Raw genomic sequence first — 24,573 nt, 5'->3', positions numbered from 1 at the left:
TCCTTTCAGTTGGCGGGCCGGTGCCCGGTCAGCTCGACGAAGGCGTCGTCGAGGGTGGACTGCTCCAGCCGCAGGTCCGCCGCGACGATCTGGTGACGGGCGAGCACCGACGTGACGGCATGCAGCAGCTCGCCGGTGCCGGTCACCACCACCTGGCTACCGGTCCGTTGCACGGCGGACACCTCGGGCAGGTCGGTGAGGAGCCGGTCGTCGACAGGAGTCGAGGGCCGGAACCTGATCCGCTGCTCCGGAGCCACCGTCGACACCAGGCCCGCCGGGCTGTCCAGGGCTACCACCCGTCCCCGGTCGATCACCGCGACCCGGTCGCAGAGCCGCTCGGCCTCCTCCATGAAGTGGGTGACCAGCACGATCGTCACCCCGCTGTCGCGGACCTGTTCGATGAGGCCCCAGGTGTCCCGGCGGGCCTGCGGGTCCAGCCCGGTGGTCAGCTCGTCGAGGATCGCGATCTCCGGGTTGCCGACCAGCGCCAACGCGATGGAAAGCCGCTGCTTCTGACCGCCGGAGAGCTTCTTGTGCGCGGTGTTCCGCTTGTCGCCGAGGCCCAGCTTGTCGATCAGCGCCGCCGGGTCGGCCGGGTCGCGGTAGAACGAGGCGTACAGCTCCAGTGCCTCGGCCACCCGCAACCGGTCCGGCAGCTGACTCTCCTGGAGTTGCACGCCGACCCGCTGACGCAGTTGGGCCGCGTCCCCGCGGGGGTCGAGCCCGAGGACCGACACCCCACCCCCGTCGGGGACACGCAACCCGGCGACACACTCCACAGTGGTGGTCTTGCCGGCACCGTTCGGACCGAGGACGCCGAAGATCTCTCCGGCCTCCACGGCGAGCGACACGTCGTCCACCGCCACCAGGTCGCCGTACCGCTTCTTCAGGTGGGTCACCTCGATGACCGGCATCGTGTCGCCTTCCGCCGCCGCTGACTTCGTACCCCTCAAGGGTTGTCGGGTTGGCCCGGCGGCGAATCGACCGGTCAGCGACGAACCTCGGCGTGCCCGGTGGATCGCTGCCGTCCGTCAACCGGTTGATGTGTAGGCGGCGGGCCGCTGCTACGTGTTCTGCCCGGCGGATCCGATCACGGCTGGTTAGGCTGCTCGATCGTGGATGCCAGCAGAATCGCCAGCCCGGTGACCGGGGTCGTCGGACGTTTCCTCGCCGGTGCGGGGCTGCTCCTGCGTGGGTTGGCCCTCTACGTCCGCAGCCCGGGGCTGATGCTGCTCGGCATCGTGCCGGCGTTGATCTCCGGCCTGCTCTTCCTGGCCGCGCTCGCCACGCTGGTGTACTTCGTGGACGACCTCGCCGCGCTGGTCACCCCGTTCGCCGACGACTGGTCGACGACCGGCCGCAGCCTGGTCCGGGTCATCGCCGGGCTGGCCTTCCTGGGAGTCGGGGGCCTGCTCGGCGTGCTCACCTTCACCGCCGTCACCCTGGTCATCGGCGACCCGTTCTACGAGAAGATCTCCGAGCAGGTCGAGCAGCGGTACGGCGGCACGCCGGGCGCGGTGGACGTGCCTTTCTGGTCGTCGCTGCGCCGTAGCCTCGCCGACTCAATACGCCTGCTGGCGCTCACGGCGTTGGTCGGCATCCCGCTCTTCGTCGCCGGCTTCATCCCGGTGGTCGGCCAGACGGTCGTCCCGGTCATCGGAGCGGCAGTGGGCGGGTGGTTCCTCGCCGTGGAGTTGGTGGGTGCACCGTTCTACCGACGGGGGATGCGGCTGCCGCAGCGCCGGACCATCCTGAAGGCCGACCGACCCACCGCGCTCGGCTTCGGAGTGGCCGTCTTCCTGTGCTTCCTGATCCCGCTCGGCGCGGTGCTGATCATGCCGGCCGCGGTCGCCGGTGCCACGCTGCTGGCCCGTCGCTCGATGGGCCAGCCGATCGAGGAGACCTGACATGGAGATCAGCCTGGTCGAGGGAGACATCACCACCCAGCGGGTGGACGCCATCGTGAACGCCGCGAACTCGTCCCTGCTCGGCGGCGGTGGGGTCGACGGTGCCATCCACCGGCGGGGTGGGCCTGCGATCCTGGCCGAGTGCCGGGCGCTGCGGGCGTCCCACTACGGCAGAGGGCTGCCGACCGGCCAGGCGGTGGCGACCACGGCCGGGGAACTACCGGCCCGTTGGGTGATCCACACCGTCGGGCCGGTCTGGTCGGCTACGGAAGACCGGTCGGCGCTGCTGCGCGACTGCTACGCCAACAGCCTCGCGGTGGCCGACGAGTTGGGCGCCGGCACGGTGGCCTTCCCGCTGATCTCCGCCGGCATCTACGGCTGGCCGGTCGACGACGCGGTCGGCCAGGCGCTGACGGTGCTGCGCGCGGCCACCCCGACCACCGTCACCGAGGCCCGCCTGGTCCTCCTGGGCGCCCACACGTACGCCGCCGCCCGCCAGGTTTTCGAGGCCGACTGACCGCCCCACCGCCCGCGCCCCGCCCCGCCCCGCCCGCGCCCCGCCCGCCCCCGCCCGCCCCGCCGATCTTGCGGTTTGGGCGGTAGATATGTAGGGCTATGTCCCGATTGTCGGGACAGAAAGTGCAAGATCGACGCAGGGGTGGGCCGTCAGGTCAGGTCCGCCAGGCAGCTCCACTCGGCTGCCACCGGGCGGTAGCCCAGCCGGGTGTTGATCGCGAGCATCGGCCCGTTCGCCTCGTCGTTCGAGGTGTACGCGACGCGCACGCCGTTCGCGGCGGCCCGGTGCAGCGCCGCCGTCTTGGCGAGCCGGGCGAGGCCCCGCCCCCGGTACGCCGGGAGGGTGCCGGTGAAGTCCGACCACATCCGGTCCCCGTCCCGCTTCACCAGGCTGAAGGCGGCCACCTCCCCGTCGACTTCGACGGCGGTGCTGGACTCCTTGTCCAGACCCAGGTTGTCCCAGACGTCGTACTGCCAGCTCTCGTAGCTGATCGAGTCGACCGGTACGTCGCCCGGCTCGTCCAGCGCTGCCGCCACGTCCGCCGCGTAGAGGCGATGCGGATCCAGGTCCGCGATCTGGCGCAGTCGCGCGCCCGGGGGCGGCTCGGGCAGCGCGGGTTCCGGGTTCAGTTCGAGCGCGGAGAAGCGCAGCTCACGACTGGGCTCGTAGCCGTGTCGACGGGCGAACGGCAGCCCTTCCGGCTGGGCGAAGGCGCGGAGCCGGCGGACCCCCAGCGGGGCAAGGTGACCTGTCGCGGTCGTCAGCAGCGCGGTGCCGATCCCGTGCCGGCGGTGTTCGGGGTGGACGTGCAGGAGGGAGATGTCACCGAAGTCCGCCGTCGAGGTCGACGCGTTGCGTTGCGCCGTCACCCAGCCGACGACCTGGGCGTCGACCTCGGCCACGAAGGCGACCCAGTCCTGGCCCGGTACCGGCTCGGCGATCATCTTCCGGGTCGACTCGACGCTGCGCACCTGGTACGGGTAGACGATCGCCCGCAGCGCCACCACGCCCGCAGCGTCGTCCGGCTGTGCCACCCGAATACGCATGTCAGGCCCCCGTCCGTACGGCCGCGACGACGGCCTTGACCTCGACGAGTTGGTGGGAGCGGCTGAGCAGTGCGACAGCGTCCGGCATATCGGCGAGGCTAACCAAGACCGTCCGCCGGAGCGACGCATTAACCGTGTGCTTCCGCAGCCGGCGACCGACCAGGTGCCGGCGACCGACAAGCAGGCAGCAACTTCAGGGATGTAGTGGCCTCCCGGCGCTCGGAGACCACTATTTCCCTGAAGTTGTGCGGATCTTGCCGCAGCCGCAGCCGCAGCCGCAGCCGCAGCCGCAGCCGCAGCCGCAGCCGCAGCCGGTGGCGCGGTCAGGCGGAGGCGCGGCGGATCAGCTCGGTGGGAAGCATGATCGCCTGCTCGATGCTCTCCCCGGCGGCCAGCCGGAGTAGTTGGCGGGTCATCCGGCGGCCGAGTTCCACTATCGGCTGCCGGACGGTGGTCAGCGGTGGCTCGGTGTAGGCAGCGGTCTCGATGTCGTCGAAGCCGACCACCGCCACGTCGTCGGGCACCCGCCGGCCAGCTTCGCGCAGCGTCCGCAGTGCGGCGTGCGCCATCAGATCGGAGGCGGCGAAGACGCCGTCGAGGTCGGGGTGCTCGGCGAGCAGGCGGCGCATCGCCGCCGAACCGGACTCCCGGGTGAAGTCGCCGATGGCGACCATCTCGGGCAGCCCCGCGTCGGCGACCGTGCTGCGGTAGCCGCTGAGCCGTTCGATTCCGGCGACCATGTCCTGTGGCCCGGCGATGGTCGCGATCCGTCGACGACCGCTGTCGATCATGTGTCGAACGGCCTCGGTCACCCCGCTCACGTGGTCGACGTCGACGTACGGGACGGGCACGTCGCCGAGTGGGCGGCCGCTGACCACCACCGGGATGCCGAGTCGGGCCAGCGTGCCGGGCAGCGGATCGGCACCGTGCAGCGACGCGAAGAGCACACCGTCGACGTGCCGGCCGGTGGTGTACCGCTCGACCCGGTGGTGCCCGGCGGGCGAGCCGGCGAGCATCAGCACCAGCTGCTTGTCAGCCGCCTCCAGCTCCTGGCTGACGCCGCGAATGATGCCGGGGAAGACCTGGTCGTCGGAGAAGACCCGGGTGGCCGCCTCCGGCATGACCAGGGCTATCGAGTCGGTGCGCTGGGTGACCAGGCTGCGGGCCGCCAGGTTGGGCACGTACCCCAACTCGGCGACCGCCCGGGTGACCGCCTCGCGGATCGGTTCGGCGACGGTGGTGGAGCCGTTGACCACCCGGGAAACGGTGGCGCGGGACACCCCGGCCCGCGCTGCCACCGCTTCGAGCGTCGGCCGCTGCGCCGTCGTCATCGCGCTTTCCCCCCCCGCTCGTCACAGCCCGTTCCGGGAGATCACCTCCTGGTACCACCGGGCGCTGGCCTTCGGTGTGCGCCGCTGGGTCAGGTAGTCGACGTGCACGATCCCGAACCGCTTGCGGTAACCCTCCGCCCACTCGAAGTTGTCCAGGAATGACCATACGAGATAACCGCGCAGGTCCACGCCCCGGGAGATCGCCTCGTGCGCCGCACGGAGGTGCCCGTCGAGGTAGGCGATGCGATCGGCGTCGATCACCTGTGCCGAACCGTCGGGCGAGTCGGTGCCCGGCTTGTCGGGGAACGCCGCGCCGTTCTCGGTGATCAGCAGCGGCACCCCGGGGTAGTCGGTGGCGATCCGTTCCAGCAGCCGGGTCAGCCCGGCCGGCTCGATCATCCAGCCCATGTCGGTGAGCGGGCCGGTGGGCGGCAGGAAGTGCACGGTGCCCTCGGTGCCCGGGTAGGCGGGGTTGCCCGCCGCGTCGGGTCGACCCGCCACGTAGCCGGGTGCGTAGTAGTTGATGCCGAGCAGGTCGATCGGGGCGGCGATCAGTTTCTCGTCGCCGTCGCGGATGAACGTCGGCTCGACCATCCGGGCCACGTGCTCCCGAACGTCGTCCGGGTAGCCGCCGGCCAGCAGCGGGTCGAGGAAGATCCGGTTGTGCAGGCCGTCGACGAGCCGTACCGCGGCGGCGTCGACAGCGCTCTCCGGGTCGGCCGGGCGTACGTCGGCCGGGTTGAGGGTGATGCCGACGCTGCGCGCGCCGGCCGCCCGCAGCGCCCGCGCGGCCAGGCCGTGCCCCAACAGCAGATGGTGTACGGCGGTGAAGGCCGCCGCCGGACTCTGCTCACCGGGGGCGTGCACGCCGTTGGCGTAACCGAGGTAGGCCGAGCACCAGGGCTCGTTGAGGGTGGTCCACGTGTCGATCCGGTCGCCGAGGCGGGCGTACACGGCGGTGGCGTAGGTGGCGAAGTGCTCGGCGGTGTCCCGGTTGGTCCAGCCGCCCCGGTCGCCGAGGGCCTGCGGCAGGTCCCAGTGGTAGAGGGTCACGATCGGGTCGATGCCCCGGTCGAGCAGCGTGTCGGTGAGTCGGTCGTAGAAGTCCAGCCCTCGCGGGTTGGCCGGGCCGGTGCCGTCGGGCTGGATCCGCGGCCAGGCCACCGAGAACCGGTACGCCCGCAGGCCCAGCTCGGCCATCAACGCCACGTCGTCGGCGTACCGGTGGTAGTGGTCGCAGGCGACGTCGCCGGTGTGACCCTGGTACACCTTGCCCGGCGTACGGCTGAAGGTGTCCCAGATGGACGGACCGCGACCGTCGTCGCGGGCCGCGCCCTCGATCTGGTACGCGGCGGTGGCCGTCCCCCAGAGGAAGTTTTCGGGAAACCGGATCTCGTTGCCGGTCCGGTTGGTTGACTCGCTCCGCTCGTTCACGCCTTGACCGCACCTTCCATGATTCCGCCGATGATCTGCCGGCCGAACAACACGAAGACCAGTAGCAGGGGCAGCGTCGCGATGGCCGTTCCGGTGAACACCTGCGACATGTCCTGGTAATACCCGTCCGACAGTGCCCGTAGGGACAGTTGCACCGTTGGATTCGCCGGATCGTTCAGCACAGCGTACGGCCAGAGGAAGTCGTTCCAGGTGGTCATGAAGGTGAGCAGACCGAGGACGGCGGCGGCGGGACGCAGGGCGGGCAGCACGACGTGCCACCAGATCCGGGCGGTGCCGCAGCCGTCCATCCGGGCGGCCTCGATCAGTTCGTCGCTGATGGCCTGGCCGGCGTACTGCCTCATCATGAACACCCCGAACCCGGTGACCAGCACCGGAACGATGACGGCGGGCAGCCGGTCGTTCCATTGCAGCTTGCTCATGAGCAGGTAGAGCGGGATCACGCCGAGCTGCGTCGGCACCATCATGGTCGCGATGATCACCAGCAGCATGGCGTTACGACCGCGGAACCTGAGCTTGGCGAAGGCGAACCCGGCCAGGCTGGAGAAGAACACCACGGACACGGTCACCGTGGTCGCGACGATCGCGGAGTTGATCAGGCCGGTCAGGAAGTACGCGTCGGTGTTGTCGAACAGGCGGGCGATGTTCGCGCCCAGGTTGCCACCGGGGGTGACCGGGGGTGGGAGTTGGCCCATCGCGTCGTTGCTGCGGCTGGCGACGACGAACATCCACCAGATCGGAAAGACCGACAGGCCGGCGGCGACGATCAGGGCGAGGTAGGTGAGCGGGCTGGCCCGCCAGAGTCGGCTCATCGCGCCGATCCCTTCTGCGATCGGTCCCGGCCACCGAGGCGGCGCAGGATGAGCACGTTGACCGCCGCGACGATCGCGATGAGCGCGAAGAGCAGCCAGGCCACCGCCGAGCCGTACCCGAAGTTGTAGTGCGGGGCGAAGGCGTTCTCGAACATGTACATGGTCAGCGTCTGCGACTCGCGCATCGGCCCGCCGCGGATCGGGTTGGTACCGGAGTTGAACATCCGGGGTTCGGTGAAGAGTTGCAGGCCGCCGATGGTGGCGATGATGGTGCAGAAGATGATCGTCGGTTTGAGCAGCGGCACGGTGACCGACCAGAACTGTCGGGCCCGGCTGGCGCCGTCGATCGCCGCCGCCTCGTACAGGTCGCGGGGGATGGCCTGCATCGCGGCCAACAGGATCAGCGCGTTGTAGCCGGTCCACCGCCAGTCGACCATGGCGGAGATGGCCACCCAGGAGGCCAGCCGATTGGACTTCCAGTCGATCCCGTCTACCCCGACCAGGTCGAGCAACCAGTTGATCATGCCGAACTCGCGGCCGAAGAGCACCCCGAAGACGATCGCCACCGCGGCCGTGGACGTGACGTTGGGGACGAGCACCGCCATCCGCCAACCGGTACGCCCCCGCAGGCCGCGGTTGAGCAGGTTGGCCAGCCAGAGCGCGGCGAGCAGTTGCGGGACGGTCGAGATCACGAAGATGCCCAGCGTGTTGACCAGCGCGTGCCAGAAGTCGGCGTCGGCCAGCAGCCGGGTGTAGTTCTCCGCCCCGACGAAGGGGTGGTCGGCTCCGAGCAGGTCCCAGTCGTGCAGCGAGACCCAGAAGGTGTACGCCAGCGGGTACGCCCCGAAGATGCCGAAGATCAGGAAGAACGGGGCGACGTAGAGGTACGGCGAGAACCGGGTGTCGAGCCGGCTGAGCCGACCTGACGGGCGCTGGGGTGCCGGTACGACCGGCGGGCGGACGTCGAGCTGGACGGTCATGCCCGGAAACTCCTTTCCGCCGTGCGGGCGGGACCCCTGTCGTCGGAGCCCGCCCGCACGCTGGTTGGGCTACTTGGCGGCGGCCTTCTTCGCGTTGGTCACCGCGTCGGTCCAGCCCTGCGCGGGGCTGCGCTGACCCAGCTCCACGGTCCGTACGGCGTTCTCCACCTCGGTCCGTACGGCCTGGTTCTTCGGGCCCATGTAGACCGGCTTCAGGCTCTTCGCGCCGGTGCCGAAGATGGCGCCGACCGGTGCCCCCGAGAAGTACGCGTTGGTCGCGCCGGTGATCGCCGGGTCGTCGAGCGCCTGCGGCGAGGAGGGCAGCGGGCCCTTGGCCTTGAACGCCCCGATCTGCCCCTTGGCGCTGGTCAGGAACTTGGCCAGCTTGATCGCCTCGGCCTGGTGCTTGCTCTGCTTGGGCACCGCGAGGTGGGACCCACCCCAGTTGCCGCCGTTGCCGGGCACCCGGGCGATGTCCCACTTGCCCTGGGCGCCCGTGCCGGCGTTGGCCTCGATGACGCCGGTCATCCAGGCGGGGCAGGCGATGGTGGCGAACTTCGACTGCTTGAAGGCGGAGACCCACTCCTCCGACCAGGAGCCGTACTTTCCGGAGAGGCCGGAGTCGATGATGTCCATCGTGGTGTCCCACGCCTGCCGGACCGACGGGTTGCTGTCGACGACCAGGTTGTCGCTGGTGTCGTAGTAGCTGTAGCCGGTCGTGTTGCCGGCGGTCTGCAGCAGGATGGTGTTGAAGGTGTTCGTCGCGCCGTCGAGGAACGACGCGCCGGTCTTCGCCGCGGTGAACTTCTCACCGGTGGCGATGTAGTCCGGCCAGGTCGGCCAGAGCTTCGAGACCGCGTCCCGCTCGGTGGGCAGGCCGGCCTTCTGGAAGAGGTCCTTGCGGTAGCAGATGGCGATCCCGCCCACGTCGGTACCGAGGCCGATGAGCTGCTTGCCGTCGGCGGTCAGGCCGGCGTTCCACTTCCACTCCAGGAAGTTGCCCTTGAGCTCGGCGGCACCGTGGTCCAGCAGGTTGACGAAGTTCGCCGGATTGGCCTTGTACTCGACAAGCAGGCCCTCCTCGATGGCTACCACGTCGCCGGCGCCCCGGCCGGCGGCGAGCCACTGGGTGAGCTTCGGCGAGTACTCGTCGAGGTTGGTGCCGGTGCCGCGCTCGACGACCTTCACGCCCGGGTTCGCGGTCATGTACTCCTGGTACAGCTCCTCGTAGCCGAACTGGCCGAAGACGTCGACGGTCAGGGTGACCGATCCGTCGCCCGGCTCGTCGCCGCCGCCGCAGCCAGCGGTGACGAGCAGGGCGGTGGCGGCGGCGAGGGCCACCGCGGCGAGGCGGCGGCGCGGGAAGACAGCCATGGGTTATCGACCTCTCTCAAGGCGGGCGGGTGATGGCAGATGGCTAAGAGAGCGCTCTCACGACAGGGTGGTGGGTAGCCATCCCAGTGTCAAGAGAGCGCTCTCTCAGCGTTGTGGTCCCGTGATGAACCCTCACCGCCAATGCGGTGGCCGGCAGACGGGGCAACCCCCGACATCGACGAAGGGCGCCACCCCGGATGGGGGTGACGCCCTCGCTCGCGGTGGGACGGTCAGCCGGTGCGCAGACCGTCCAACAGCCTGCGGTCACCGACGACGTCCAGCGTCTCGAAGCTCACCCGCCCCCAGAGCGCCAGCAGCAGGTCGCTCGCGGTGCCGCTGACCTGGGCGCGGGCGTGGTGATCGTCGTGGTCGAAGATGGTCGCGGTGTCGAGCAGCGCCACCCCCTCGCCGCGCAACCGCAGATACCACTCCTGGTCCGCGTCGGTCGCGCGCAGCTGCACCACCCCGTGCCAGTCACCCGGCACCTGCCGCCGGCCCGCCGGCAGCCAGGTGTCCAGCACCTCACTCACCCCGTCGGCCGCGAGCTTCGCCTCCACCGGGTCGCCGGCGGCGATGGCGAGCTGGGCATCCCAGCGGTGCACAGCCGTCTCGTGCGCCGTCCGGCGCGGCCAGAAACCAGCCTTCTTCGGCTGCGGGGCCCAGTTCCACGCCGGCGCCTCGGGGTCGAGCCCGTCGAAGAGGGTCATCAGGCGGTCGTAACCCTGCTGCCACAGCTGGAGCGCGTTGACCCCCGGGTCGGCCTCGGCCTTCTCCCACCGAGGCGGTTGGCCGGTCTGGCCGGAACCAGCGAACGACGACACCCAGTGGTAGAAGCCGGCCAGGTGCAGTGTGAGGTCGTTGACCGTCCAGCCCGGACAGGACAGCACCGGTGTCTCCGGCGGCGCCTCGGCCACCGCTGCCGCGAAAGCCGGACCCTCCGCCCGGAGCGCCCCGATCCAGAAATCCTTGCTGCCCTGCAGTCTGCTCATCGCCATCCTCCCGGGGGTGCCGGGCGACCAGTGGGTGCCACGGCTACTTGTCAGCCTAAGGTGAAGGGCGTGCCAGACGCCTCCGCCCAGCCGACAACCGACGCCGATCGTGCCATCCCCGGTCCACTCGCCGGCTACACCACCCTGCGAACCGGTGGGCCGGCCCAGCGGATCGTGGCCGCCGGCGATGCCGACGAACTCGTCCAGGCGGTACGCGCCGCGACCGAGCCGGTCCTGATCCTGGCCGGGGGCAGCAACGTGGTGATCGGCGACGCCGGTTTCCCCGGCACCGTCGTGCTGGTGCGCTCCCGTGGCATACGGGTCATCGCCGAGGACGCCACCTCGGTCACCGTACGGGTCGACGCCGGCGAGCCGTGGGACGACCTCGTCGCCGCCACTGTCGCCAACGGCTGGGCCGGGGTGGAGTGCCTGTCCGGCATCCCCGGCTCGACCGGTGCCACCCCCATCCAGAACGTCGGCGCGTACGGCCAGGAGGTCGCCGAGACGATCACCGGCGTCGAGGTGTACGACCGGGTCCAGGGCACCCGCCAGACCATCCCCGCAGCCGACTGCGGCTTCACCTACCGGGGCAGCATCTTCAAGTACGTGGACCGCTGGGTGGTCCTCTCGGTCGACTTCCGACTCACCAGATCTCCGCTCTCCACGCCGGTGCGTTACGCCGAGCTGGCCCGAACCCTCGGTGTCGAGGTGGGCGAGCAGGTGCCGCTGGCCGACGCCCGAACGGTGGTGCTGCGGCTGCGGGCGGGCAAGGGAATGGTGCTCGACGCCAACGACCCGGACACTCGCTCGGTCGGCTCCTTCTTCACCAACCCGGTGCTCGACCGCACGACGTACGAACAGCTTCTGGAACGCTCCGCCGACCTGGGCGACCCGCCCGCCTGGCCCGGGGCGGACGGCCTGGTCAAGGTGAGCGCCGCCTGGCTGATCGACAAGGCCGGCTTCGCCAAGGGCCATCCCGGTGAGGGTGGAGTGGCCATCTCCAGCAAGCACACCCTGGCGTTGACCAACCGCAGCGGCACCGCCCACACCAGCGACCTGCTCGCCCTGGCCCGCACCATCCGCGACCAGGTCCACGCCCGGTTCGGCGTGACCCTGCACCCCGAACCAGTCCTCATCAACTGCACCCTCTAGCTCACCCACCCCAGCGCCCCTGGGCCGTGCCTCAGCCGTGCCCACCCCACTCAGCCCTCCTCTCCCGCCAGCCCGGGTCCCGCCAGCCCGGGTCCCGCCAGCCCGGGTCCCGCCCGCGCGGGTCTCGCCACCGGGCTCCTGCTAACTCCGGGCCCGCCCCGGCCCGGCTTAGCCCTCCCGGCCCTGGCTGAGCCAGCCCCGGCCCGCACTCCGGGCCCGCCCCGGCCCGGCTCAGCCCTCTCCCGGCCATGGCTGAGCCAGCCCCGGCCCCGGCCCCGGCCCCGGCCCCGGCCCCGGCCCCGGCCCCGGCCCCGGCCCCGGCCGTCGATCTTGCAGTTTCTGCTGAGACATAGGGGTTTTACGGGGACGAATCGTCGACAGAAAGTGCAAGATCGGCGTGGGCGCGCCCTGCTATCGCCACACGAACTTCGTGCAGCCCTATCGCCCGACAGCCTGACCGCGTCGATCAAGGAGTTGTGGTGGGGGCAATTGCCTTGTGAGGGGTTAAAGCGCCCACCACAACTCCATGATCGACAGGGCGAGGCGGGGCGGGGCGAGGCGGGGCGAGGCGGGGCGGGGCGGGGCGAGGCGAGGCGAGGCGGGGCGGGGCGGGGCGGGGCGAGGCGGGGCGAGGCGGGGCGAGGCGAGGCGAGGCGGGGCGGGGCGGGGCGAGCGGGGCGCGGCGAGGGCGGGGCGGCGTGGGCCGAGATGGGGCGGGGCGAGCAGGGGCGGGGCCGGGAGGGGGTTAGGGGAGGGGCCAGGGGAGGGTTAGTTCGCCTTGGCGCCAGCGGGTGGGGTTGTCGAGGACGGGCCAGCCGGTTTCGCGGAGGCGGGTCACCGCGCGCAGCCACCGTTGCCGGGGGCCGAAGGTGGCGTACGGGGCGGCGGCCTGCCAGGCGTCGTCCAGGGCCCGGATCAGCGCGTGCACCGGCTCACCGGGAACGTTGCGGTGGATCAGCGCCTTGGGGAGCCGCTCGGCCAGGTCGGCAGGGCTGCCCAGTGTGGTGAGCTTCGCGGCCAGGGTCAGCGTCCGCGGGCCGTCGGCGTCGATCAGCAGCCAGCTGGCGAGTCGCCCCAACTCGTCACAGGTGCCCTCGACGAGCGCTCCGCCGGGGGCGAGCGCGGCGGTCATCGTCTGCCAGGCTTCGGCGACCTCGCTCTCGTCGTACTGTCGCAGCACGTTGAACGCGCGGACCAGCACCGGCCGGAGCCCGGCCAACTCGAACCCACCTCGGGCGAACGTCAGCCCGGGTGGGTCGGCGGCCGGTGCCGCGGCTGCCACCCGGGCCGCGTCGATCTCCAACCCGACCAGCCGTACGTCCGGGCGGACTCCGGCCGCCAGTCGAGCGCGCAACTCCACAGCGGTGACCGGGGTGGCGCCGTAGCCGAGGTCGACCACCAGGGGGTCGTCCGCCGTCACCAGCCGGTCGGCGCAGGTGGCGACGATCCAGTTGTCGACCCGACGGAGCCGGTTCGGGTTCGTCGTGCCGCGCGTGACCACGCCGACCGGCCGGCGTCGTGCCGCAGGGCTCATGTCGACCTCAAGGCCAGTCTCCGTTCGCGACCGCGAGGCTCCCGAACCCGGCTCACCCCTCGCAACCCCGGCTCACCCCTCGCAACCCCGGCTCACCCCTCGCAACCCCGGCTCACCCTCGTGCAGCACTGCTAGATCCGGTGCACCTTGTGCTGGGCGGCCTGTGCCCGGGGCCGGACCACCAGTCGGTCGATGTTGACGTGCTCGGGACGGGTGGCGCACCAGGCGATGCAGTCGGCGACGTCCTCGGCGACCAGCGGCCCCGGCACTCCGGCGTAGACGGCGGCGGCCCGTTCCGCGTCGCCCTCGAAGCGGACCAGCCCGAACTCGTCGGTCTTCACCATGCCCGGGTCGATCTCGACGACCCGCAGCGGCCGGCCACACAGCTCCAGGCGGAGCGTGCCGGCGATGGCGGTCTGCGCGTGCTTCGCGGCGGTGTAGCCGCCCCCGCCCTCGTACACGGTCAGGCCGGCGGTGGAGGAGACCACCACGATGGTGCCGGAGCCGGAGGCTTCCAGCGCCGGCAGCAGCGCCTGGGTGACCCGTAGGGTGCCGAGCACGTTCACGTCGTACATCCACTGCCAGTCGGCGATCGAGCCGGACTCCACCGGGTCCAGCCCGCGCGCTCCGCCGGCGTTGTTGACCAGCAGGGTGACCGGCCCGGGTGCCTCGGCGGCGGCCTCGGCCAGCCGGGCCACCGACTCGTCCGAGGTGACGTCGCAGGTCACGGCGGTGGCCTGCCCGCCGGCGGCGGTGATGTCGGCGACCAGGTCGGTGAGCCGTTCGGCGCGGCGGGCGGCGGCGAGCACGTGGAAGCCCTCGGCGGCGAGCCGGCGGGCGGTGGCCGCGCCGATCCCGCTGGACGCTCCGGTGACGATGGCGACTGAGGTCATCCCGACATTGTCACAGCGGGCGTACGACCCGTTCCGACCGGGCGTGCGGCAGTCATGGGCGCGTGTTCGGTGATGAGGTCCGTCACGCCGAGGGGCCGCGCCGGGGAATTTCCGAAGCCCGATGGGGAAGATGACATCCGGCGTACAGGTTGACCGAGAAGCGCCGGTCGTGCGAGACGGCATCAACCGTGAAGAAGGAGCGGATGTGGCGGAAATGCACACCGGTGTCGGGCGTCAGCGAGGTGCCCAACCGTGGCCCCGGCCCCGCCGCATCGCGACGCTGTCGGTACACACCTCCCCCCTGCACCAGCCCGGCACGGGTGATGCAGGGGGGATGAACGTCTACATCCTCGAAGTCGCCCGGCGGCTCGCCGAGGCCAACGTGGAGGTGGAGATCTTCACTCGGGCCACCTCCGGTGATCTTCCTCCGGTGGTCGAGATGGCACCCGGGGTGCAGGTTCGACACATCACCTCCGGCCCCCTGGAGGGCCTCACGAAGGAGGAGCTGCCCGGTCAGCTCTGCGCCTTCACCGCTGGGGTGCTGCGTGCCGAGGCGTCCCGTCCGCCCGGCCACTACGACCTGATCCACTCCCACTACTGGCTCTCCGGTCAGGTCGGTTGGCTGGCCAAGGAGCGCTGGGGAGTGCCGCTGGTACACACCGCGCACACCCTCGCGAAGGTCAAGAACGCCCAGCTCGCGGCCGGGGACCGGCCGGAGCCCAAGGCCCGGGTCATCGGCGAGGAACAGGTCGTCGCCGAGGCGGACCGGCTGGTCGCCAACACCCGGGTCGAGGCCGCCGACCTGCTCGACCGGTACGACGCCGATCCGACCCGGGTGTCCGTCGTACAGCCGGGTGTCGACCTGGGCCGGTTCCGGCCCGCGCCGGGTGACAGGTCCGCGGCGGCCCGCCAGGCCCGCCGCCGGCTGGGGCTTCCAGTCGACGGGTACGTGGTTGCCTTCGTCGGTCGGATCCAGCCGCTCAAGGCCCCCGACGTGCTGATTCGTGCGATCGCCGCGCTGCGGGAGCGCGATCCGGCGCTGGCCGATCAGGTGACGGTGGTGATCTGCGGCGGGCCCAGCGGCAGTGGGCTGGACCGGCCGACCGCCCTGATCGAGTTGGCCGCCAAGCTCGGTGTCAGCGACGGGGTGCGGTTCCTGCCGCCGCTCACCGGGGACGACCTTCCGGCCCTGTACCGGGCGGCGGACCTGGTCGCGGTGCCGTCGCACAACGAGTCGTTCGGGCTGGTCGCCCTGGAGGCGCAGGCCTGCGGTACGCCGGTGCTGGCCGCCGCCGTCGGAGGGTTGGTCACCGCCGTGCGCGACCAGGTCAGTGGCGTACTGATCGACGGTCATGATCCGGTCGACTGGGCCCGTGCGATGGGCAGCCTGCTGCCGAACCGGCCGCTGCGGTCGGTGCTGGGGCGAGGTGCCGAGCAGCACGCCCGGCACTTCTCCTGGGAGCGTACGGTCGCCGGGCTGCTCGGGGTCTACGGCGAGGCGATCGCCGGGCACCGCGCCCGGCTCGCGGCCGACCTGGCGGGTGACCCGGCGCTTTCCTGCTCCTGGTGACCCGGGGGCCCGGTTGTCACCCGGTGCGTGGGCCGGGTCGGTCGTAGAGTGGGTCCGGTGAGCCCGAAGAGCGATCTTGAGACCCTGATCGAGTCGGTCTGCGCCGAGCGGGACCTGGCGTGGGAGTCGACCGGCCCCGGTTCGTACGCGGTGACGCTGCCGGGCACCCACAAACTCAAGACGATCTGCAACCTGATCGTCGGCGAGCACGCGCTACGGATCGAGGCGTTCGTGATGCGCCAGCCGGACGAGCGCCGTGAGGAGCTGTGGGCCTGGCTGTTGCAGCGCAACGCCCGGATGTACGGCGTCTCCTTCTCCACCGACGCGGTCGGCGACGTGTACCTGACCGGTCGGGTCAACCCGGCCGGCGTGGACGCCGACGAGTTGGACCGACTGTTCGGCGCGGTGCTCACGTACGCCGACGAGTCGTTCGACACGATGCTGGAGATCGGCTTCGGCAGTTCGATCCGGCGTGAGTACGAGTGGCGGGTGAAGCGGGGCGAGTCGACAGCCAACCTGGCCGCCTTCGCCCACCTCTTCGAACCCTCCGCCACCACCCCCAACCCAACCTGACCCCCCGCCCCCGCACCGCCCTGCCGCGCGCTCCCGCCCCGCCCCGCGCGCCCACCCGCACCAGTCGATCATGGAGTTGTGGTGGGTGACAAAGTCCGTGCATGACACCAAACCAGGCAGCACAACTCCATGATCGATCGGACGCAGCCGCGATCTTGCACTTGCTGTCCCGGCGTAGAGGGCATTACTCGCTTTTCCTCGACCGAAAACGCAAGATCGGCGCGGGCGGGGCGTTCCGGCGAGTTGGCGGTGGTTCGGAGTGCTCCTGACGGGTATGCCGCTCCGCGCGGTGCGGCAAGGGACCCCCGCGCGCCGATGACGGAGTGCCAAGGAGCGGAGCGTCCCATGGCTCAGCGGAACAGCTCAGGTCGCGGCGCGACTGCGACCAGGACCAAGCGACAGGCCGGCAATCAGACGCCGGGTACGCCCGGAGTCTCCGAGTCGGAGATTTCCCGGATGCGGGTGGACGACATCCGTGGGCAGCTGCGTAAACGCGGAGTCTCCGGGATCTCCGCTCTGCGCAAGCCGGAGCTGGTGAAACAGTTGGTGCGGTCGATGCGGGCCGGCGCGGGTCGGAGCAGCACGGGCCCGTCGGGTCGGGCCGCCGGCACCCGGGCGTCGGCGGGGCGGGCCGCCGCCACCAGGAAGTCGGCGGCCAGGCCGGCGTCGAGCCGCGCGAAGGCCGCGCCCGCGAACAAGAGCGCGCCTGCGAAGCGGGCCGCCGCCGCGAAGGCGACGGCCGGGCGGAAGTCGACGGCGGCGGCGAAGAGGGCGCCTGCGAAGAAGGCGACCGCCGCGAAGAGGACCACAGCGGCGTCGTCGACGCCAGCCCGCAAGACCACGGCCGCCCGCAAGACCACGGCCGCGAGCAGAACTGCCGCCGCGAGCAGAACTACTGCGGCGAGCAGGACTACCGCCGCCCGGAAGACCGCCGCGGCGCGGAAGAGCACGGCGGCCCGCAAGGCGGCGACGGCGCGTACGGCACCCGCGCGGAAGGCGCCGGCGAAGAAGGCACCGGCGCGGCCGGCGGCGAAGCGCGCCACTCCGGCCAAGAGCACGGCGGCCAAGCGCACCGCCTCGGCCACGAGCGCGGCGGCGAAGCGCACGACAGCGAAGCGCGCGGCACCGGCCAAGAGCACGGCGGCCAAAAGCACGACAGCGAAGCGCGCCACACCAGCCAAGAGCGCGGCGGCGAAGCGTACGTTGACGCCGTCGACCGGTGGCGCGACGGCGGCGGGCGGGATCCGGACCGGACGGGGTACGGGGCGGTCGGTCCGCAGTTCGCAGGTGATCTCGTCGATCACGGACCGGCCGGAGCGGCCGGGACGGAGTTTGATCACGGCGAACCACGAGGTGATCCAGCGGTGGGCCCGGGAACGCGGGGCCAAACCGGCGACCATCGCCGGCACCGAGCGGGATGGCCGGGCGGGTGTGTTGACCTTCAACATTCCCGGATACCGGGAAAGCAGCCGGATTCGCGAGATCACCTGGGATGAGTGGTTCTACACGTTTGACCTGCGGCGGCTGAACCTGATTTATCAGGAACAGTTGCGGAACGGCCGTCAGAGCAGCTTCTTCCGGACCGAGTCACCCGATCGGGAAGACGGTTGAGGTGTTTGCGGGAATGGCCGACGGGTACCCGGCTGTTGCCAACGGACGAGGCTGGAGCAGCGGATACTCGCCAGTTGTGACCGGCGAGACAGCCCTTCTGGGTTGAATCCAGAATCCGGGCGAACTAGCTTTATTGCACCGCGCCACGTTTGGAAACGTTCGGGGGAGCGGCGGATCGATCAGATCCGCGCACCAGACGAGGCGCGAGGGGACGGGTGGAACAACCGTTGGGGGACGGTTCCCACCTGTTTGGACCGGCGGCGTGAGCGGGCGATGCTTACGGGGGTGAGTGTTGCCCGCCGCCGCCGGCCCCGCCTTCGAGCGCCCACCACGACCTCAGGGACGTGGTGGGCGTTTTGCGTCGGTCATCCGATCGGTACGCGGTCCGCGTCGGTTGTCGGCTCCGGGTCGACTGCCCGGCGCAGCGCGGCGACGTGTCGTTCCCGGGGTGGTCCGGCCAGCAGGTGTCCGAGCGCGGCCAGCAGACCCAGCCCGCCCACGATCAGCCAGTGCCGGTCGCCGAGGTGCTGGAGGCTGACCCCGCCGAGGGTGGGCGCGACGAACGCCGCGGCCGGGAACGTCAGGTAGAAGACCGACTGGTAGCGGGCGCGTAGCAGCGGGGGCGCCAGGTCCGCGTTGATCTGCGCGTTGGGCGGGGCGGCCAGCATGGAGCCGACCGTCCAGATCACAGCGGCACCCAGGTAGATGGCCAGTTCGTCGGCGACGGCGAGCGCCCCGAAGCCGAGTGCGAGCAGCGCCGTGGAGGCGGCCAGTACGACGTCCTTGCGGTGCCGGTCGATCAGTCGGGGCACGAACAACTGCCCGACCACGATCAGCGTGCCGCCGAGCGCCACCACCAGCCCGTACGCCGATGGGCCCAGGCCGTCCGCGCGCATGGCCAGCGGCATGATCGTCGACGTCTGCATGGTGAGTACGGCCAGCACGAAGGTGAGCCCGACGAAGACCAGGAAGGTGCGGTCGGTGAGCGCGGTGTGCAGCCCAGGCCGTCGGGCCCGGACGGGTTTCGGTGCCGCGCTGGTGGTGGGCGCGGGGTCGGCCGCTGGCCGGGCGAGGCGCAGGGTTTCGGGCACCTTCCAGCCGATCACGGCGGCGGCGGTCAGTGTGGCGCCCGCGTCGACCAGGAAGAGCGCGGTGAAGCTCGCCTCGGCCAGTACGCCGGCGAGCAGCGAGGCGACCGCCATGCCCAGGTTGAACGCCCAGAACTGGAGGTTGAACGCGCGCGAGCGGCGTTCGGCGGGCACCACGTCGACGATCGCCGCCACGAACGCCGGGCTGGGCATCGAGTGGACCACGCCGATCAGCGCGGAGAGCACCGCGATCAGCAGCAGGGGTCGGGTGAACGCCAGCGCCACCATCAGGCCGACGGTGGCCAGGTGTGCGGCGAGCAGGGTCGCCCGGCGGCCCCACCGGTCGGCGAGCACCCCGCCGAGGAGTACGCCGGCCGCCCCGCCGGCCCCGTACGCGCCGACCACGGTGCCGGCCAGCGCCTCGCTCGCGCCGCGTACGTCGGTGAGGTAGAGCGAGAGGAAGAGCATGGCGAACGCGCCGGCCCGGTTGATCAGCAGGCCGGCCCACAGATACCAGAAGGTGGCGGGTAGCCCGCCTGCGGTGTCGTGCCACCAGCGCCGCAGGGCGTGCACCCGACCTCCCGACAGTTCAGGTTGTTAACTATTTCCTCTGCACAGTAGGAACTCCGGCACCGCCGCGCCAGTCGTTACGCCTCGGCGGGCTGTGCGGCACGGGAGACGGTGGTCGGTGCCAGCGCCTCGCCGGAGCGGCGCAGCGCCGCCGCACGCCGCTCCCGGGCCGGCCCGGAGACCAGGTGGGCCACCGCGGTCAGCAGGCCCAGCGCGGCGCAGCCGTACCAGAGGGCGTCGTTTCCGGCGTGCTCGCGCACCAGGCCACCGAGGATCGGCGCGCTGGCCCCGGCGATCTGCCAGGAGAGGGAGAACACACCCTGGTAGCGGCCGCGCAGCTCGGCCGGGGACAACTCGGCGATCAGCGTGGAGTTGGACGGCGAGTTCAGCATCTCGCCGACCGTCCAGATCAGCACGGTCAGCCCGTAGAACCAGGGGGTGCCGGCGAACGCGGTCAGTCCGAACCCGACCCCCGTCACCACCGACGCCAGCGCGAGCACGTGTGAGCGGCTCCGACCTCGGATCAGTCGGGGCACGAAGAGCTGGCCGACCACGATGAGAATGCCGTTGAGCGCGATCACCGAGCCGTAGGTGGCGGGGCTCAGGCCGTCGTCGCCCATCGCGATCGGCAGCATCGAGATGTGCTGGAGGAACACCAGCGCGGCGAACAGGTTGAGTGCCACGAATCCGAGGTAGACCCGGTCGGTGAGGATCGTGCGCAGGGCGCCGCGCGGAGCCGCCGCTGCCGTCATGGCGGTGACGGGGCCGGCCTGCCGGGTCTCCGGCACCTTGCTGAAGATGATCAACGCGGTGACCAGCATGGTGGCGGCGTCGACCACGAACAGCAGCAGGTAGTCGGCCTGGGCGGCGAGGCCGGCGAGGACGGCGGCGCAGGCGAAACCGAGGTTGATCGCCCAGTAGTTGAGCGAGAAGGCGCGCAGCCGGTCCTTTGCCGGCACCACGTCGATCATCATCGCCCCGAACGCGGGCCGGGCCGCCTCGGCGAACATGCCGAGCAGCAGCGCGCCCAGCGCCACCGCCCAGAGATCCCGGGCCAGTCCGAGCCCGAGCATCATGGCCGCCGCGCCCACATGGGCGGTGAGCAGCGTCGGGCGGCGACCCCAACGGTCGGCGAGGGTGCCGCCGGCGGTGGTGCCGAACGCCCCGCCGACACCCCAGAGGCCGATCACCAGGCCGGCCTGCGAGGCCGAGAAGCCACGTTCCTGGGTCAGATAGATGGCGAGGAAGACGAGGACGAACGAGCCGAGTCGGTTGATCAGGGTGCCCGACCACAGGTACCAGAAAGTGGTCGGTAAGCCGCCGGTGGTGTCCCGGAACCAACTCCGCATCGTCCGCATATGGCGCCCCGCTTGCAAGTAATGACCGATCTGACTGGCGTGCCTTACGACCCTAGTGGCGGCCGGATCGGCTGGTCATCAGCTTTTTCACGTGGTGGTCGTCACGACGACTGCCCGCGTGTCCGCCGGGCGGTTGAGGCAGGATGATCCGCATGACTGCGAGCGAAGGGCCCACCGTCGGGACGCTGGTCCTGCTGCGACACGGTGAGAGCGACTGGAATGCCAAGAACCTCTTCACCGGCTGGGTGGACGTCGACCTGACCGCGAAGGGCGAGGGCGAGGCGCGGCGCGGCGGCGAGCTGCTGCGCGAGCACAGCCTGCTGCCGGACGTCGTGCACACCAGCCTGATGCGCCGGGCGATCCGCACCGCCGAGCTGGCGCTCAACGCCGCCGACCGGCACTGGATCGCCGTGCGCCGGTCGTGGCGGCTCAACGAGCGGCACTACGGCGCCCTGCAGGGCAAGGACAAGAAGCAGACCCTCGACGAGTACGGCGAGGAGCAGTTCATGCTCTGGCGCCGGTCGTACGACACGCCACCGCCCCCCATCGACGACAACGACGAGTGGTCGCAGGTGGGCGACCCGCGCTACGCGCTGCTGCCGACCGAGCTGATGCCGCGCACCGAGTGCCTCAAGGACGTCGTCGACCGGATGCTGCCCTACTGGTACGACTCGATCGTGCCGGACATCCTGGCCGGCCGGACGGTGCTGGTGGCCGCGCACGGCAACTCGCTGCGCGCTTTGGTCAAGCACCTCGACCAGATCTCCGACGAGGCGATCGCCAAGCTGAACATCCCGACGGGCATCCCGCTGCGCTACGACCTCGACCCGCAGCTGCGTCCGCTCACCCTGGGCGGCACCTACCTCGACCCGACCGCCGCGAAGGCAGCCGCCGCGGCGGTGGCCAACCAGGGGCGCTGAGCCACCGGAAGCTCGAGCCACCAGATAGAGGGCCCCTCGTCATCGCGGAGAGCGATGGTGAGGGGCCCTCTGCCTGCCGGTCAGCTACCGCTGGGCGCGCTCTCGCCGGTGATCAGGTAGATCACGTGCTCGCCGGCGTTCACCGCGTGGTCGGCGAAGCGCTCGTAGAAGCGGCCCAGCAGGGTGGCGTCGATCGCCGTCTCCACCCCGTACGGCCAGTCGTCGCCGAGCAGCACGGCGAACAGGTTCTTGTGCAGCTCATCCATAGCGTCGTCGTCGCGGTCCAGCTCGCCGGCGAGGTCGGCATCGGGCTTCGCCAGCACCGAACCGATCTTGACGGCCATCCGGTCGGCGATCTCGGACATCTCGGTGAAGACCGTCCGCAGCTCGGCCGGGACGGCGGGGGAGGGGTGCCGGCGCAGCGCGGTCTTCGCCACGTGCTCGGCGAGGTCGCCCATCCGTTCCAGATCGGCGGCCACGTGCAGCGCGGTGATCATCGCCCGGAGGTCGGAGGCGACCGGCGCCTGTCGGGCGAGCAGGTCACAGACCCGCTCCTCGACGTGCCGGTAGAGGTCGTCGATCTCGGCGTCCCGCTCGATGACCGTCTCGGCGGCCTGCCGGTCGGCGGTGAGCAGGGCCCGGGTGGCCTGGCGCATGGCGGCGCGGACGCCCTCCGCCATGTCCACCAGCAGTTGGCTGACGATCTGGAGGTCGGCCCGGAACTCGTCGCGCATCATCACGTCCTGTGGTCGGTCGCCGCCGACGGGTGCCGGCGCAGGGGGGTTGAGCAGGTGCGAAGCCAACGGTAGGGCGCGTGGACGGATCCCGGATGAACCACGGTGAACGACGCCAGACGTGGGGGTGAACACTTCCGTAAGTGAGGGTAGTTCGTCCCGTTCTGTGTGGTAGCCAGGTTAACAATGACCCTACGATCGCCGGGTGGAGTGGGCAGTGGCGGTCGTGGTGGCCGTGGCATTGGTGGCCGGGATGGCCGCCGGTTTCCTGCTGCCCCGGATCATGGGGAGGCCCGCGATAGTCGACGAGCAGCAGGCCGGGCTCGGTCGTCGGACGATCGACTCACTCCGGGCCGGCGTCGTGGTTCTGGACAACGACGACATCCCCGTTCTGATCAACCCGGCCGCCCGCGCGATGGGGCTGCTGCGTACCGGCAGCACACCGGGCTCCATCGTCGCGCACCCGCTGATCCGTACCCTCGCCGGTCAGGTGCGACGCACCGGCGTGCGACGCGAGATCGAGCTGGACCTGCCGCGAGGTCGCGACAGCGCGGGGGAGAACCCGCTCGGCGTGCACCTGCGGGCAATGGGTCTCGGCAACGGGTTCATCGCGGTCGAGGCGGTCGACGTGACCGAATCGCACCGGCTGACCCGGGTACGACGCGACTTCGTGGCGAACGTGAGCCACGAGCTGAAGACCCCGATCGGTGCCCTGCAACTGCTCGCCGAGGCGTTGCTGGACGCCACCGAGCCGGCCGACGCGGCGACGCCCGACCTCTCCGAGGACCTGGTGGCCGCCCGCCGGTTCGCCGAGCGGATCCAGCACGAGTCGACCCGGCTGGGTCGGCTGGTGCAGGAGTTGCTGGAGCTGACCCGGTTGCAGGGAGCTGAGCCGCAGCCGCCACCGGAACCGGTCGCGCTGGACTGGGTGATCGCCGAGGTGGTCGATCGGACCCGCACCACGGCCTCCGCCCGGGGTGTCGCGGTGACCGTGGACGGGCAACGGGGCCTGACCGCGTACGGCAGCGACTCCCAACTCGCCACGGCGGTGGCGAACCTGGTGGAGAACGCCATCAACTACTCCGGCGAGGACACCACGGTGCGGGTGACCCTGCGGGGCGACGACGAGCACGTCGAGGTCGCCGTTGCCGACCAGGGCATCGGTATCGCCCCCACCGACGTCGACCGGATCTTCGAGCGGTTCTACCGGGCCGACCAGGCCCGCTCGCGTGCCACCGGCGGCACCGGGCTCGGCCTGGCGATCGTGAAACACATTGCGAGCAACCATGGCGGACGGGTCGAGGTGTCGAGCACTCTTGGTGGTGGGTCGACGTTCACCCTCCGGCTGCCCGCCAGTCCACCGGATGACCTACTGGCGACACTGCCGCCGGTTGGGATCGAGTCCGGTCCGACTGGGCTACGGCAGGTCTGACAGCAGATGGAAAGGAAATCCCCGTTGAGCCGCGTTCTCGTGGTCGAGGACGAGGAGTCGTTCTCCGACGCCTTGTCGTACATGCTCCGTAAGGAGGGCTTTGAGGTTTCGGTCGCCGCGACCGGCACCGACGCCCTCACCGAGTTCGACCGGACCGGCGCCGACATCGTGCTGCTCGACCTGATGTTGCCCGAGATGTCGGGCACCGAGGTCTGCCGGCAGTTGCGGCAGCGCTCCGCTGTCCCGATCATCATGGTCACCGCTCGGGACAGCGAGATCGACAAGGTGGTCGGGCTGGAGATCGGCGCCGACGACTACGTCACGAAGCCGTACTCTCCGCGGGAACTTGTCGCCCGGATCCGGGCGGTGCTGCGCCGGCAGAGCCCGGAGGTGGCCGAGGCGGGTGCGCCGACGCTTGCCGCCGGCCCGGTGCGGATGGACATCGAGCGGCACGTGGTGACAGTCGACGGCGGGGCCGTGCAGCTGCCGCTGAAGGAATTCGAGCTGCTGGAGCTGCTGCTGCGCAACGCGGGCCGGGTGCTCACCCGCGGTCAGCTCATCGACCGGGTCTGGGGCGCCGACTACGTCGGTGACACCAAGACGCTCGACGTGCACGTCAAGCGGCTGCGCTCCAAGATCGAGCCGGAGCCGTCCGCGCCGCGCTTCATCGTCACGGTGCGGGGTCTGGGCTACAAGTTCGAGCCCTGATCGGCGTACGCGAAGGGGGTCT

The 24,573-nt window shown here is 70.9% G+C and carries 22 protein-coding genes and 1 pseudogene; 9 read left to right on the top strand and 14 right to left on the bottom strand.

From position 1 onward, the window contains the following. Positions 1-5: 5 nt before the first annotated feature. Positions 6-914, bottom strand: coding sequence for an ABC transporter ATP-binding protein (locus tag AB0877_RS20815; protein WP_366610756.1), 909 nt, complete (start codon positions 912-914; stop codon positions 6-8). Between the two features lie 201 nt (positions 915-1,115). Between AB0877_RS20815 and AB0877_RS20810 the strand changes: the two genes are divergently transcribed. Further along, positions 1,116-1,907, top strand: a complete 792-nt coding sequence (locus tag AB0877_RS20810; protein WP_366610755.1) for an EI24 domain-containing protein — start codon at positions 1,116-1,118, stop codon at positions 1,905-1,907. 1 nt (position 1,908) lies between these two features. Beyond that, positions 1,909-2,424 (top strand): O-acetyl-ADP-ribose deacetylase, encoded by a 516-nt coding sequence (locus AB0877_RS20805; protein ID WP_366610754.1) that lies wholly within the window; start codon positions 1,909-1,911, stop codon positions 2,422-2,424. Between the two features lie 149 nt (positions 2,425-2,573). Here AB0877_RS20805 and AB0877_RS20800 read toward each other — a convergent pair whose 3' ends face one another. The 7 genes from AB0877_RS20800 to AB0877_RS20770 all read right to left on the bottom strand — a co-directional run bounded on the left by AB0877_RS20800 (position 2,574) and on the right by AB0877_RS20770 (position 10,408). Beyond that, positions 2,574-3,470 (bottom strand): GNAT family N-acetyltransferase, encoded by an 897-nt coding sequence (locus tag AB0877_RS20800; RefSeq protein ID WP_366610752.1) that lies wholly within the window; start codon positions 3,468-3,470, stop codon positions 2,574-2,576. 323 nt (positions 3,471-3,793) lie between these two features. Beyond that, complete coding sequence (locus tag AB0877_RS20795) at positions 3,794-4,801, bottom strand: LacI family DNA-binding transcriptional regulator (protein ID WP_366610751.1); 1,008 nt, start codon at positions 4,799-4,801, stop codon at positions 3,794-3,796. 21 nt (positions 4,802-4,822) lie between these two features. Then, entirely contained in the window at positions 4,823-6,235 is a 1,413-nt protein-coding gene (locus tag AB0877_RS20790; RefSeq protein WP_366610750.1) for a GH1 family beta-glucosidase, read from the bottom strand. Further along, positions 6,232-7,065 carry a carbohydrate ABC transporter permease gene (locus tag AB0877_RS20785; protein WP_366610748.1) on the bottom strand — a complete coding sequence of 278 codons (834 nt, stop codon included), beginning with the start codon at positions 7,063-7,065 and terminating at the stop codon, positions 6,232-6,234. The genes AB0877_RS20790 and AB0877_RS20785 overlap by 4 nt, the downstream gene beginning before the upstream one ends. Further along, positions 7,062-8,045 carry a sugar ABC transporter permease gene (locus AB0877_RS20780; protein WP_366610746.1) on the bottom strand — a complete coding sequence of 328 codons (984 nt, stop codon included), beginning with the start codon at positions 8,043-8,045 and terminating at the stop codon, positions 7,062-7,064. Before AB0877_RS20780 ends, AB0877_RS20785 begins: the two co-directional genes overlap by 4 nt. Positions 8,046-8,114: 69 nt before the next feature. Then, positions 8,115-9,419 (bottom strand): extracellular solute-binding protein, encoded by a 1,305-nt coding sequence (locus AB0877_RS20775; protein ID WP_366610744.1) that lies wholly within the window; start codon positions 9,417-9,419, stop codon positions 8,115-8,117. 230 nt (positions 9,420-9,649) lie between these two features. After that, positions 9,650-10,408 (bottom strand): maleylpyruvate isomerase family mycothiol-dependent enzyme, encoded by a 759-nt coding sequence (locus AB0877_RS20770; protein ID WP_366610742.1) that lies wholly within the window; start codon positions 10,406-10,408, stop codon positions 9,650-9,652. A gap of 114 nt (positions 10,409-10,522) precedes the next feature. Here AB0877_RS20770 and AB0877_RS20765 point away from each other — a divergent pair, with 114 nt between their 5' ends. Next, positions 10,523-11,560, top strand: coding sequence for a UDP-N-acetylmuramate dehydrogenase (locus AB0877_RS20765; protein ID WP_366610977.1), 1,038 nt, complete (start codon positions 10,523-10,525; stop codon positions 11,558-11,560). Positions 11,561-12,305: 745 nt separating this feature from the next. Here the strand turns inward: AB0877_RS20765 and AB0877_RS20760 are convergent. Beyond that, on the bottom strand, positions 12,306-13,094 hold the full coding sequence (locus AB0877_RS20760; RefSeq protein WP_366610740.1) for a class I SAM-dependent methyltransferase: 789 nt from the start codon (positions 13,092-13,094) through the stop codon (positions 12,306-12,308). A 131-nt stretch (positions 13,095-13,225) separates the two neighbouring features. Continuing rightward, positions 13,226-13,987, bottom strand: coding sequence for an SDR family oxidoreductase (locus AB0877_RS20755; protein WP_366610739.1), 762 nt, complete (start codon positions 13,985-13,987; stop codon positions 13,226-13,228). A gap of 205 nt (positions 13,988-14,192) precedes the next feature. Between AB0877_RS20755 and mshA the strand changes: the two genes are divergently transcribed. Together mshA and AB0877_RS20745 are read left to right on the top strand one after the other, a co-directional pair. Next, positions 14,193-15,557: a D-inositol-3-phosphate glycosyltransferase gene (mshA, locus tag AB0877_RS20750; protein WP_366610738.1), complete on the top strand. Its 1,365-nt coding sequence runs from the start codon at positions 14,193-14,195 to the stop codon at positions 15,555-15,557. Between the two features lie 57 nt (positions 15,558-15,614). After that, positions 15,615-16,130 (top strand): YbjN domain-containing protein, encoded by a 516-nt coding sequence (locus AB0877_RS20745; protein ID WP_366610736.1) that lies wholly within the window; start codon positions 15,615-15,617, stop codon positions 16,128-16,130. Between the two features lie 410 nt (positions 16,131-16,540). Here the strand turns inward: AB0877_RS20745 and AB0877_RS20740 are convergent, their stop codons facing one another. After that, positions 16,541-17,434 (bottom strand): hypothetical protein, encoded by an 894-nt coding sequence (locus AB0877_RS20740; RefSeq protein ID WP_366610992.1) that lies wholly within the window; start codon positions 17,432-17,434, stop codon positions 16,541-16,543. On the opposite strand from AB0877_RS20740, the pseudogene AB0877_RS20735 reads away from it, so the two are divergent. After that, a pseudogene (locus AB0877_RS20735) lies at positions 17,373-17,741 on the top strand (hypothetical protein); the annotation flags it as partial. The gene AB0877_RS20740 and the pseudogene AB0877_RS20735 overlap by 62 nt on opposite strands. 365 nt (positions 17,742-18,106) lie before the next feature. Here the strand turns inward: AB0877_RS20735 and AB0877_RS20730 are convergent. Further along, positions 18,107-19,402 carry an MFS transporter gene (locus tag AB0877_RS20730; RefSeq protein ID WP_366610734.1) on the bottom strand — a complete coding sequence of 432 codons (1,296 nt, stop codon included), beginning with the start codon at positions 19,400-19,402 and terminating at the stop codon, positions 18,107-18,109. A 74-nt stretch (positions 19,403-19,476) separates the two neighbouring features. Beyond that, positions 19,477-20,757 (bottom strand): MFS transporter, encoded by a 1,281-nt coding sequence (locus AB0877_RS20725; protein WP_366610733.1) that lies wholly within the window; start codon positions 20,755-20,757, stop codon positions 19,477-19,479. 152 nt (positions 20,758-20,909) lie between these two features. Between AB0877_RS20725 and AB0877_RS20720 the strand changes: the two genes are divergently transcribed. After that, positions 20,910-21,677 (top strand): phosphoglyceromutase, encoded by a 768-nt coding sequence (locus tag AB0877_RS20720; RefSeq protein WP_357229052.1) that lies wholly within the window; start codon positions 20,910-20,912, stop codon positions 21,675-21,677. Between the two features lie 80 nt (positions 21,678-21,757). On the opposite strand, the gene phoU is transcribed toward AB0877_RS20720, so the two are convergent. Then, a complete protein-coding gene (gene phoU, locus AB0877_RS20715; protein WP_366610731.1) occupies positions 21,758-22,411 on the bottom strand; it encodes a phosphate signaling complex protein PhoU in 654 nt (217 codons plus the stop codon). A 205-nt stretch (positions 22,412-22,616) separates the two neighbouring features. Here phoU and AB0877_RS20710 point away from each other — a divergent pair, with 205 nt between their 5' ends. Then, positions 22,617-23,843, top strand: a complete 1,227-nt coding sequence (locus tag AB0877_RS20710) for an ATP-binding protein (protein ID WP_366610730.1) — start codon at positions 22,617-22,619, stop codon at positions 23,841-23,843. A 24-nt stretch (positions 23,844-23,867) separates the two neighbouring features. Then, entirely contained in the window at positions 23,868-24,551 is a 684-nt protein-coding gene (locus AB0877_RS20705; RefSeq protein WP_030329696.1) for a response regulator transcription factor, read from the top strand. Positions 24,552-24,573: the final 22 nt, after the last annotated feature.

Origin of the sequence: Micromonospora sp. NPDC047644 (genome assembly GCF_040704315.1) — a bacterium.
GTDB lineage: Bacteria > Actinomycetota > Actinomycetes > Mycobacteriales > Micromonosporaceae > Micromonospora.
This window is presented reverse-complemented; position numbering and strand designations above follow the sequence as displayed.